Here is a 9,596-nt window from a genome sequence, read left to right as displayed (position 1 = left end):
ATTTGTTTGGCAACAATGCTTCCAAATATTGAAAACCGGAGGTAAGCGCGCATGGATTGGGAAACAGCGATCCAATCATCGCCCGACGCCCCTTCCATGGTTTCATACCCCTGATCGATCACCATCGAAATTGCTTGATCATGGGGCGGCACAATCGGCTCACCCGTCGCATCGTGCGAATACCAAGTCCAATCTGGGCAGCGCGAAATGCCCACCGCATCCACGCCCAAAAAATGGGACATGGCTTTGATGTTTTCAGCGTTGGTGTGCGGATCATTTGTTGCAGCCGATGCCTTGGCTTCTTGCCCCCCATCCTGCAGCAAAACGAAAGCGCCGAGCCCGCGCCGTTGCGCCATAGAAGGTGCAGATTTGCGCACATATTGACCATTGCGCGACGCCTGCTGGTTTTTGGGTCCCATATCGCCAAACAAAGAACGCGCAAACATATCGGTCCGTTTTGGCACCCTAGGCACGCGATCTTCATCAATATAAGTTGTTGGGCTATCTATCCGCTTGAGCGTTTCAAACGGATGCGCCCCATCAACAAACCGTCTGTTTTTATAAGGGTCAATATTTTGCGCACTTTTTGCAGTGCCTGCCCCCAATTGCCAAGCAATGCCATGGGTTTTAGATTTCGGCTGCACATCAAATGGAACCAATGGCAAGTCATGAGCAAATTCAAACTCAGTCGTAACTGCCGCTATGGAGAAGCGCGTACCAAGATATGGGTTGAACAGCTCACCATTTTCGACCGTCGCCAAACCCGAAGCAACAGCCAAATGATTAAGGTCTACGTCTGAGGTGGAATGGCTGTGCGCCCGCGCTTCATGGCCCAACAAACGAATATATTGGGCAATCACGACAGCGGCTTCCATAGCTCTTAATGCTGAGCGGTGGTGATTTGCGCCGCTAAGCCAATCATAGCCAGGTTCGTCTTTTCTTGCGTCACGCGGTTGCTCCACCAAAAACACGAAGGCGTGCTTATGCCCATCCATATGCTTTGGCGGCGCATTCATTGCGTCACGCAAATCCGCCATAATCATATCGACCCCAGAGGCTAACGATTTAGTCTGCTGCGTGCGCAATTTGTGCGCCAGATCATCAATATTGGGATTTCTAAATGGCTGATCCAAAATCATTTCTGGGCGAAGGGCGCAGCTCGCAGCCATCGAAACATCGGAAAAATAGCCAAAAGCTTTCAAATGGTTCTGCCGCTCCACTAAATCATCCGACACCTGCGCCACGGCCCTATTGATTAAGCCGTCACGAATAGCGTCAAGCATTGCCTGAGCCTCACTCATGGCGTTCACAATATTTTGCAGGGATTTTTGATTATCAAAACTCAACTGCTCAAATGCAGGTGCGTTCACATAGTCAAACGCGCCATCTTCGCGGCGTATCAACCGCTCAAGCGGATAAGGCCCCAAGTGGACGGGTCGATTTTTATCAGAAAAAAGTTTCACAGTTCCCCAAGCCGAGTTCGCAACTAGAGACGCATCAGTTTTACGTCTTCACCGTCTGTCAAAACATCAATGGCATCCATCAAAATGTCATAGGTATTGGCGTCCAACTTATTGGCGAAGTGGTCATTGAGTTCGCGCACCAAAACATGGCACACCTTCATTTTCTCTTCGCCCAATTCCGTTAGCACGACCTCGGTGTACCGTTTGTCATCGTAAATGCCACTGCGTTCCACGAATCCCCGCGCTTCCATCTGCTTTAGCAGTCGAGAGACAGCCGGCCGCGCAATACAAACATAATCCGCCAAACCAGAAGGCGTGTTGACATCTTCCATGCCCACCCCACGCAATACACACCACATTTGTCGTGTGACGCCATGAACTGACAGCTGCTTTTCTAGCCGCGCCTCCATTATCCGAGCCAACCGTGTCACCTTAAAACCAACCCGATTGTGCAGTGTAAATTCTTTAGCCAAAACGTGCCTCCACCGATCACCTAGTAAGACACCATAGCACATGAGGATATATAATTAACATAGATAACTATCAATGTTAAGTAAATTGAACTCACAGTCGGGGAACAAGCGAAAACCGCGTTCGAAAAATGCTGGTTCTGCCTTTATGGCTGTGACCCTTCCAAGCTCATAGTGAACGGTGAAAACAGAGCCACCTTGCAGCCGAACAAATTGTTCCCGACATAGATTTGCGCGCGAAACGCCGCGCCAATCGAGGTCGCGAAACTGCGTGCAACATCAAAAAACGTCTCGCCCGCGCCCTTATTGAAATACCAAAAGGCATTCCCGCCAATCAAATTCCAAACAATGGCACGGTTGCTAAAGGGATTATGGCAACAACTAAGTTGCTAAAAGAACTAGCGGAATAGACACATTACAATGGAACTACTGCTTCTAAAAAAGCCCTAGTTCGCTTTCCATTTCAGTTTCCAGACAATGCCATTTTCAAACAAAAGTCAGTCGCCAACAATCGACGAAATTCCTTAGCCGCGTAAGGATTAATCATTTTATTCTTCTGCGTTTAGGTGTTATTAAGAAACGCCCCATTTTGGGCACCAAGTGAAGTTGAGCAAAAAGAATTGTCACATACATCAAATGACAAAATGCCAAGCGGACCAAAGCCAAGCTTTGGATCGCTGAAAAATAACGAGCTCGGCATTGTTGGCGCTTGGACCGCAAATGAGTTGGTCAACACGCAACCAAAATTGCCTGGCGCACTTCTTCAAATAGATCTAAACGAACCAACAGCGTTGGTTTGGAGCTTTTCCAACGTCGCCGAACTAGACACATTTGGCGCAACTGCCTTGGCAGCACAATACAAAAAACTGAGCAAATTGGGCTATTCCATTACATTTGAAGGCGGTGAACACCGCCACTTGGAACTCGTTCAAAAGCTTATCGAACTGGATAAAGCCCCAGAGCCTGTAAAAAATGTGCGGCGCACCCTGCCAATTGACACGCTGGGTCGCATTATCGTTGAGGCGGGAAAAGAGGGCGTCGACTTTGTTACGGTGCAAGGTCAAATTATCGTCTCGCTGCTTCGCATGATCACTCTGCGCGGACCGATCCGTTTTGCCGCTGTTGTCAACCAGTTCCACGAGATCGTTCTACGCGCCATCCCCATCGTAATTCTAATCTCATTGGTGGTTGGTGTCATTTTGACTCAACAAACAATTGAGCAGCTCAAAAACTTTGGCGCCATCATATTTGTGGTTGATTTGAGCAGCATACTCATGCTGCGTGAAATCGGCATTTTGTTAGCCGCAATCATGGTGGCTGGTCGCTCAGGTTCAGCCATTACCGCAGAAATTGGCGCCATGAGAATGCGTGAAGAAATTGATGCCTTGGAAGTAATGGGGCTCGACACTTACCGCGCCGTCGTTATGCCCCGCGTCATTGCGCTAATCGTTGGTTTGCCAGCGCTTGGGTTGATCGGTGCACTCGCGGGCATATTGGGCGCAGCGCTTGCCGCACGCATAACCGGGGGCGTCGCACTTGATGTTTTCGTTGCACGGCTAAACGATGTGGTCGATTTGCAATCAATTGCGGTTGGATTGATAAAGGCACCTCTGATGGCACTGGCAATTGCTATTATTGCGGTGCAAGAGGGCTTGCAAGTTTCTGGCTCCACCCAATCATTGGGCCGTCACACAACTGCCTCTGTGGTGAAATCAATTTTCATTGTTATCGTCTTGGATGGCATATTTGCGGTTTATTTTGGAGCCATCGGATTTTGACCTCAGCACCCATCATAAATGTCGAAGGCCTTGGCGTCGGCTTTGGCGACAGGTTGATTTTGAATGATCTATCGTTCTCGATCAAACGGGGCGACGTGGTCGGCGTCATCGGCCCTTCCGGCTGTGGTAAATCCGTTTCGATGCGCGCACTATTGGGCCTCGTGCCCATACGCGCAGGATCAGTTCAAATTTTAGGCGAAGACTTGGGACAAGTCGGCCAAAATGCGCTTCTGCGCATTCGGCAGAAAACCGGTGTTCTGTTCCAGCAAGGCGCGTTGTTTTCATCTCTTACGGTGCAAGAAAATGTCGAACTTCCCATGCGAGAACATTTTCACCTTGATCCAAAAATAATCAGTCAGACCGCACGCGCCAAAATCGAAATGGCTGGCCTACCGCGCCATGCGGGCGATCTTTTTCCTTCCGAACTCTCGGGGGGTATGATAAAACGCGCAGCATTGGCACGCGCCCTAGCACTTGATCCGCAATTGCTGTTTTTGGATGAGCCAACCGCCGGACTGGACCCCATTGGGGCGGCCGCATTTGACAAGCTTATTTTGGAGCTGCGCGCAGCGTTTGATCTCACCGTTTTCATGATTACCCATGATTTGGACAGTCTTGGCGCAATTTGTAGTGATCTCGTTATCCTTTCAAAAGGCAAACTAATGTGTCAGGGAAATTTGGACGAAGTGCGCAAGTTCGACGATCCTTGGATAAGAGAATATTTCGGCGGCCCACGGGCACGCCGCATTGGAGAGAAATAGATGGAAAGCAAAGCAAACTATTCGCTTGTTGGATTGATTTCACTGCTTGTTATGTTCTTAACGGGCGGCTTCATCTATTGGTTTGCTATTCTTGACAGCAATGTGACCACCAACAAGTACAATGTGGTGTTTACAGGCACGGTTACCGGACTAAGTGTTTCCACCCCCGTGTTGTTTAACGGCATCAAAATTGGGCAGGTCCGCTCTGTTGCCATTGATCCAAATGATCCGGGCAAGGTTATTGCCAGTGTGGAAGTGGATTCAAAAGCCCCGATCAAAACTGACACAAAAGCAATTCTTGAGTTCCAAGGCTTAACCGGCGTTGCCTATGTGCAGTTCTCAGGTGGCTCACCAACCGCCAATGCGCTACCCCCATCGACCAGCACCCGTACGGCGACAATCCTTGCCGACAAATCCGATTTTCAATCAATACTTGATGGCCTGCAAGATACGATTGTCGGTGCCAGCGTAGCTTTTGATCGGCTCAACAACTTTTTGGATGACAATGAGGCAACCACGTCAACAACTCTAGCCAATGTGGAAGCATTTAGTGCCGCTCTTGCAGCCAATTCAGATGGGGTCGAACAGTTTTTGGCAAGCCTTGCAGGCGCCGGCAAGGAAATCGGTCCCCTCAGTGCAGAACTGCGCCAATTCTCAGAACAATTGCGCGGTATTATTGGTGATATTGAACCTGGCCAAGTTGCCAAAATCATCGAAGACGCCTCAAAGTTCTCAGAGGCAATTTCCCGCAATTCAGACAGCGTCGACAGCTTCTTTGATGACGCGGTTGCGCTTTCTGCCAGCCTTAACAAATCCTCTGAACAAATTGGCCAGATCACACAAAATGTAGAAACGATCACCAATGGAATTGACCCAGAGACGGTGAAACAATTTATCGAAAACATCGGTGCTATTTCCTCAGTCCTAGAGCAAAACAAAGGCAACCTAGAATCCTTCATGGGTAATATGACAACCGTTTCGGATGAGTTGACCATCTCTGTGGCCCAAGTTCGCTCAATCGTCGATGCCATCGACAAAATGGCAAATGGCGCTGGTGATGAAGGTCTTTTTGAACAGTTTTCAACAGCCGCGGCAGCAATTCAGTCTTTGGCTGAAAACCTAGACACACGAACCTCAACCATCGCCACTGGTCTAAATAAGTTTACAAGCGGTGGCTTGTCTGAATACCAAGCGCTTGCATCTGATGCGCGCGCAACCCTGCGTCGACTAGATAATGTATTGGCAAAAGTTGAACGTAACCCGCAAGGCATCATATTTGGCGGCGATACTGTTCGGGAGTACACAAAACAATGACACATGACCTAAAGCTTCACACAAGACGCCTCTTTTTGCTTTCTGGCGCTGCTTGCCTAACGCTGCCAGTAATCGGGTGCGCGATCACCGCCGCTCCTCGCGAAACGTTTGATCTCACCGCGGCTCAAACCGATAGGGTGCGCCGCGCCAGTTCGCGTACACTTGTGATCACACGGCCAATTTCCGTGCAAACCTACGAAACTGAGCGCGTTGTTGTACGGTCTGCTGGTGGCGTACTAAGTTATCTGCCAAAGGCCCAATGGTCAGACAGTCTTCCTGTTCTAATTCAAACCCGCCTTTTAGAAACATTTGAAAATGCAGCCTTTAAGAACGTTGGGCGCCCAAGCGATCAACTTTCGGTTGACGTGACCCTTGCTACAGAAATTCGCGCCTTTGAAATCGACACAACAAGCACGCCACCGCAAGCTTCGGTGAAACTGTCGGCAAAGTTGGTCAACGAACGCCGCGGCAGCATCTTTGCGTCCGCTGTGTTTTCGGCGACAGTTCCCTTGCAAAGAACCGTTGATGTGGGTGCAATTGCAAGCCTTGATTCCGCCTTGCACGACGTTGCTTTGCAAATTCTTAGTTGGAGCGCAAAGTCGGCCTAGTCTAAGGTTTTGGCACTTGTCAGTTCATCGTCCCCAGCAATTCCGCCACACCGCACATCTGTTGGGCGGCGCTGACGGCAAAGCGGGTTTTGCGACAGCCAATATTGCTGTAATCCTTGAGGCTACCCCTCAAGGATCAGACGCGATTGGAGAAGCTGCCCCTCACGTTTTAATATTGGATAAGCGTTAGCAACAGTACGCGCGTTTAGCTCTTTCATTGCCGACAAGCACTCAAGATGCAATTCGCTCGTGGCCACACTTGTTTCAAGCCCGTCTTTTAGACGCATCAAGTGGCGCTTTCTGGACCGTCCGACCAAAGCCCCCAACTCATCCTTATCGCGAAACAATTCACGTGCGGCTTCAACATCGTCTGTGACCAGTAGGTCATAAGATTTGGACATATTTTGCAACAGCTGCTCAGCAATGCTTTGTATTTCTTTGCGTCCATTATCAGAGAACCGCAGCTTTTCGTTTCTGCAGGTTTCAACAACATTGAGCAGCCGCTGGACCACAATATCGGCGGCAGCTTCCAATGACAAAGCATAGTCGGCCAGATCTCGCATACGTTTGAATTCGGATTTACTCAGTTTTTCAGCTGAAATTCTTGTCACATATTGTCGAATGGCTTGGCCCGCATTATGCACCAACCGCGCATCGCGTTTTAACAGTTCAGCATCCGGCGCTGTTCCCATCGTAAACCAGGTCAAAACTTCTTTGGTCATTTGCTCGGTCAACTGGGTGACCCGAACAACTTCGCGTCTAAGGGAAATGATGGTTGTGGAGGCAGACTTTAGCGCTTGCTCATCCAACAAAGAGCGTTCCAACATAGATCGTTCAGAGTTTTGATTGTGCAATTGCTCTGGCATTAGACGGGTCGCAAGTTTGGCGACCAACCCAACAAAAGGCAAATAGATCAGCAACACCACGTTGAAATAGACATGGATACCAATAAGGCCGATTTGCGCAAAGTCGATATTGGCAAGCCAACCACGTGCAAAAATCAATGCAAAGGTTGCAGCGGTGAGCCCACGCAGCACCACATTTAAGGTGACCGCGCGCCGCGCTTCAATGGGCATAGTGCGTGTGATCCACAAGGGCACCAACGCGCCACCAAGGTTGGCACCAAGCACCAGAACAATACCAACATCCAAAGACAACGCACCGGCAGAAACCGCAACGCCAAACATCAAAATGGCAGCGACGCTTGAATGCATAACAAAGGCCAAAACGGCCCCCAGAACAAAAGCTAAAACCGGATCGGCGGCCAATGAACTTTCGATGGCAGGCAACAAGTCGCTAGACTGCAAGGGTTCAATTGTAGCGCGCAACATGCCCAGTGCCACAATGATCAGTGCAATCCCAAGCAAGATGCCCCCAACTTGCCTGATGTTCCTTGCACTAAATTTTAAGTAAAGCCATCCACCGATGCCCAACAAAATGGGCGCAAGCCAATGCAAATCCAACGACAGCATGCGCACCACAATTGCTGAACCCAAATCAGCGCCTAGAATAATTGCAAGCCCCGTGGCCGCACTTAACGCGCCCCCAACAGAGAACCCCGATGTTAGAACCGCCACCGCCGCAGAGCTTTGCAACAAAATGGCAAGAACAAAACCAACTGCAGCTCCTCGGTAAGGACTACGCGTTTGCGTGAGTAGCCGTCTGAACTCAGGACCCTTTACACGTTCGATGCTATTTTGCACCAAACGCACGGCAAAAAGCAGCAGCATCGTTGCGCCAAAAATGGAGACCAAAAAATCTAAAAGTGCCATTGGCTACACCGTCGCCGATTCCGGAAAACGGCGCGCGTGCGGCTCTTTATCTTGCAGTGTCGGCAACCAATGATAATCACGCGCCAACAATGCATGTTGCACACGACCGGGATAGTCTGAAACAATGCCATCCACGCCAAGTTCAATGGCTTGGTTAATGTCATCAATTTCGTTGACTGTCCACGTCACCACCAGCAGGCCCAGCTCTTTCGCACGAGCAATGTCTTGGGCATTAATGTCCTTGATATAAGGGCACCACAGCTCACCGCCCGCTTTTACGACGAGTTCAGGTATTGATTTCGCTTTTCTCAATTCAGCACCGAAACCAAGCGCCGAATCCTCCCCCGCATCGTCCTCATTCTCTGGCATCTGTGTCAGAAACGAAGCCGGCATATCAGGTGCTTGTCTTTGACATTCTGCCAATATGTCCCAGTCAAAACTATGCAAAATCGTGCGATGGGACAGACCCGTATTGCGCACAGCATCAACGACCCGTTTAACAGTATTTATGCGGGCAACACCTGGCTGTTCAGCTTTGGGATCTGATTTAATCTCCAGCATAAGTGCCGTTTTTGCAAAACACGGACGGGCAACCAATTCCAACAGATCGACAAGGCGCGGCACCCGTATGTGGCTCAAGAACGCCTGATCGGGAAACCGCTGCCCATAGGCACTCCGGCTATCAATTCCCCCCACATCGAACCCACAGATTTCTGCATAAGTCAGATCGCAAATCGTGGGTTCCTGGCCCCGCAACCATTGCCCATCCTGATCCCGCGTCGTAGAGGACGTAAGTTGATGATTGTGAACGATTACTGGAATGTCGTCCTTGGTTAAAAGCACGTCGAATTCTAGCGCGCCAACGCCCATGCGCAGTGTCCACTCAAATCCCACCATGGTATTTTCAGGCATAATGCCCCGCGCACCCCGGTGGCCAATAATGCGCACCAAGCGATCGCCCCCGCGAAATGCATCGAGTTGAGATTGGGACATTATTGCTCCAGTCGCTTGCCGCTAGCAGCATCAAACATATGCAATGCGTCGGCGTTCGCGCCAAATTTCATAATAGAACCAGGCTCTTGCGCCACATGCCCAGGCATGCTGGCGACCAACTGTTCCCCGCTGCCCGCCAACCGACCATGCACCAGAGTTGTTGCACCAAGCTGTTCAAATAGCTCGCGGACTTCTTTCGCTTCTGGCTGACGGCGCTGCCATAGCCATTTGGCCACTTTGGGATAGACCGCCGCAGCCGTTTGCCCCATACGCAGGCCGCTCTTTAGCCCAAGCTTAAAGCCAGTATTTGATGATTTGGTTGCCATAACTATTACTCGTTAACGCAGCACTGCGTGGTGGTTTACTTTAAGGTTGGGTGACGGGGCGTCACATGACTGCACAACTCTTGAATATGACTAAGCGTGCCATCGATATCG

8 protein-coding genes and 1 pseudogene are annotated in these 9,596 nt (G+C 50.0%); 4 read left to right on the top strand and 5 right to left on the bottom strand.

Annotation, left to right across the window (positions count from 1 at the left end):
• Positions 1-1,463 (bottom strand): annotated as a pseudogene (locus tag Q0231_RS05785) (NAD-binding oxidoreductase); the annotation flags it as partial.
• 23 nt (positions 1,464-1,486) lie between these two features.
• A complete protein-coding gene (locus Q0231_RS05780; protein ID WP_269394617.1) occupies positions 1,487-1,936 on the bottom strand; it encodes a MarR family transcriptional regulator in 450 nt (149 codons plus the stop codon).
• 617 nt (positions 1,937-2,553) lie between these two features.
• Between Q0231_RS05780 and Q0231_RS05775 the strand changes: the two genes are divergently transcribed.
• From Q0231_RS05775 to Q0231_RS05760, 4 genes are read left to right on the top strand one after another with little or no spacing between them, the layout of a single operon-like run.
• Positions 2,554-3,711, top strand: a complete 1,158-nt coding sequence (locus Q0231_RS05775) for an ABC transporter permease (RefSeq protein WP_299346193.1) — start codon at positions 2,554-2,556, stop codon at positions 3,709-3,711.
• On the top strand, positions 3,708-4,472 hold the full coding sequence (locus Q0231_RS05770) for an ABC transporter ATP-binding protein (protein ID WP_269394615.1): 765 nt from the start codon (positions 3,708-3,710) through the stop codon (positions 4,470-4,472). The genes Q0231_RS05775 and Q0231_RS05770 overlap by 4 nt, the downstream gene beginning before the upstream one ends.
• Positions 4,473-5,786: an MlaD family protein gene (locus Q0231_RS05765; RefSeq protein ID WP_269394614.1), complete on the top strand. Its 1,314-nt coding sequence runs from the start codon at positions 4,473-4,475 to the stop codon at positions 5,784-5,786.
• Positions 5,783-6,394, top strand: coding sequence for an ABC-type transport auxiliary lipoprotein family protein (locus Q0231_RS05760; RefSeq protein ID WP_299346189.1), 612 nt, complete (start codon positions 5,783-5,785; stop codon positions 6,392-6,394). The genes Q0231_RS05765 and Q0231_RS05760 overlap by 4 nt, the downstream gene beginning before the upstream one ends.
• Before the next feature lie 122 nt (positions 6,395-6,516).
• On the opposite strand, the gene Q0231_RS05755 is transcribed toward Q0231_RS05760, so the two are convergent.
• Genes Q0231_RS05755 through Q0231_RS05745 form a run of 3 tightly spaced genes read right to left on the bottom strand, consistent with a single transcriptional unit; the run spans position 6,517 to position 9,485 of the window.
• Positions 6,517-8,166 (bottom strand): Na/Pi cotransporter family protein, encoded by a 1,650-nt coding sequence (locus tag Q0231_RS05755; RefSeq protein WP_299346186.1) that lies wholly within the window; start codon positions 8,164-8,166, stop codon positions 6,517-6,519.
• Positions 8,167-8,169: 3 nt separating this feature from the next.
• Positions 8,170-9,159: a glycerophosphodiester phosphodiesterase family protein gene (locus Q0231_RS05750; protein ID WP_299346183.1), complete on the bottom strand. Its 990-nt coding sequence runs from the start codon at positions 9,157-9,159 to the stop codon at positions 8,170-8,172.
• Positions 9,159-9,485: a hypothetical protein gene (locus Q0231_RS05745; RefSeq protein ID WP_299346180.1), complete on the bottom strand. Its 327-nt coding sequence runs from the start codon at positions 9,483-9,485 to the stop codon at positions 9,159-9,161. Before Q0231_RS05745 ends, Q0231_RS05750 begins: the two co-directional genes overlap by 1 nt.
• Positions 9,486-9,596 lie beyond the last annotated feature (111 nt).

The organism is uncultured Maritalea sp. (assembly GCF_937139385.1).
Taxonomy (GTDB): domain Bacteria; phylum Pseudomonadota; class Alphaproteobacteria; order Rhizobiales; family Devosiaceae; genus Maritalea; species Maritalea porphyrae_A.
Note: the sequence above shows the minus strand (reverse complement) of the source record. Positions and strands in the feature narration are given on the sequence as shown.

Excerpts from the sequence above, each read along its gene's own strand:
- Q0231_RS05760 (WP_299346189.1), top strand. The coding sequence starts at position 5,783 with ATGACACATGACCTAAAGCTTCACACAAGACGCCTCTTTTTGCTTTCT.
- Q0231_RS05745 (WP_299346180.1), bottom strand. The coding sequence starts at position 9,485 with ATGGCAACCAAATCATCAAATACTGGCTTTAAGCTTGGGCTAAAGAGC.
- Q0231_RS05765 (WP_269394614.1), top strand. The coding sequence starts at position 4,473 with ATGGAAAGCAAAGCAAACTATTCGCTTGTTGGATTGATTTCACTGCTT.
- Q0231_RS05755 (WP_299346186.1), bottom strand. The coding sequence starts at position 8,166 with ATGGCACTTTTAGATTTTTTGGTCTCCATTTTTGGCGCAACGATGCTG.
- Q0231_RS05750 (WP_299346183.1), bottom strand. The coding sequence starts at position 9,159 with ATGTCCCAATCTCAACTCGATGCATTTCGCGGGGGCGATCGCTTGGTG.